This window comes from Halomonas sp. (assembly GCF_031581305.1).
In the GTDB taxonomy this organism is placed as follows: domain Bacteria; phylum Pseudomonadota; class Gammaproteobacteria; order Pseudomonadales; family Halomonadaceae; genus Halomonas.
On the sequence record NZ_JAVLBC010000189.1, the window covers coordinates 4,721 to 6,030 of the forward strand.

1 protein-coding gene and 1 pseudogene are annotated in these 1,310 nt (G+C 54.5%); one reads left to right on the top strand and one right to left on the bottom strand.

What is annotated here, in order from left to right; genetic code table 11:
• The first annotated feature begins 147 nt into the window (after positions 1 to 147).
• Entirely contained in the window at positions 148 to 927 is a 780-nt protein-coding gene (locus RI841_RS13545; protein ID WP_310706160.1) for a sulfotransferase family 2 domain-containing protein, read from the top strand.
• Between the two features lie 69 nt (positions 928 to 996).
• Here the strand turns inward: RI841_RS13545 and RI841_RS13550 are convergent.
• Positions 997 to 1,310: pseudogene (locus RI841_RS13550) on the bottom strand (hypothetical protein); the annotation flags it as partial.

A 1,310-nucleotide genomic window follows, 5' to 3' on the forward strand; every position in this document is an offset into this window, starting at 1 on the left:
TGTTGCGCAGAGTTGACAAGGTTAAACATAGACGATCCTTTCCCGGCTCACCCGCGATGATCAAACGGTGCTCGTGCGGTTGGGAGATTTCCGGATTCATTTGTTTGTCATGCCGAGTTTCAGCTCGCCTTTTTGTGAGACGTCAATGTGATCATCAGCCATAAGTACCGTTTCATCTTTATCCACTGTCGCAAGGTGGCGGGCAGCGCCATCAAGACGACCCTGTGGCCGCATCTGGGTGATGGCGACATCATGATTGGCAGCCTCGATGAGGTGTTGCAGCGTGGTGGTGCGCTCAACCGGGCCGCACGGCGAGCTATGTGGCATCCTCATGCTCTCAATGTGACGCGCAAGGCGATGCTGGAGTGGTGGCGACATGGCGATACATCTCGCTATCGCAATCTGGTGAATACGGCCGTCAAGGCGCACTATCGTCGCTCACTGTTTCGTAATCCGGTTCACCCTCCTGCAGAAAATGTCCGATCGATGTTTCCCTACGAGTGGGAGCATTATTTCAAGTTCTGCTTCGTTCGTGATCCCTATGAGCAGGCGCTGTCGGAGTTCTCCCACCAGCGACGAAACTCCAGACGCGAGTTCGATTTCGGGTACTTCCTCAAAGCCCTTGCCGGCGAGGTCGATGATCGGGGCATTACGCCCAGTGGCCTGATCAGTAACTGGCCGCTCTACACTATCGATGATCAGGTGGCAGTTGATTACATCGGTCGCTACGCGAATCTGGAGGAGGACTTCGCCTGGCTGTGCGAGAGGCTGGACATTCCGCATCGGGGCAGGCTTCTCGAGGAGAAGGTGGAAAAGCACGGGCGCAAGAAGAAACTGCAGGACTGGTACGATGCCGAGCGTGCTGAGTACGTTCGTAAGCTTTATAAAAAAGAGATCGATTACTTTTCTATCTCTTCACCGTTTTAGGCATCTTTATCGTGTTCCGTTGCTTTTTATGATTACCCTTTCGAGGAGCTGAACGGGAGAAGCATCTGGTCAAGATAGACTCTTCAATTTCGCTTCTACTATTTTTCGATAATGCTCTCCCCTGAGCTTGTTAACTGTCAACGATTTTCTGAGCGCCGGCCATTGGTCGGCGCTTTTCGTAGGTAGCCGACGCAGGTGGGCGTCGATCCACACGATATTGCCGTCCCGGTCGATCAGCAGGTTGTTGTAGTGCAGGTCGCGGTGCACATAGCCGGCACAGGCCAGTTGGGCGACCTCCCGGCAGAAGCGCTCCAGAAACGCCAGTCGTCTGTCCTCGTTCAGGGCGTCGAAGACCTCGCCGCCGGGCTGGGCCTCTTGTACAT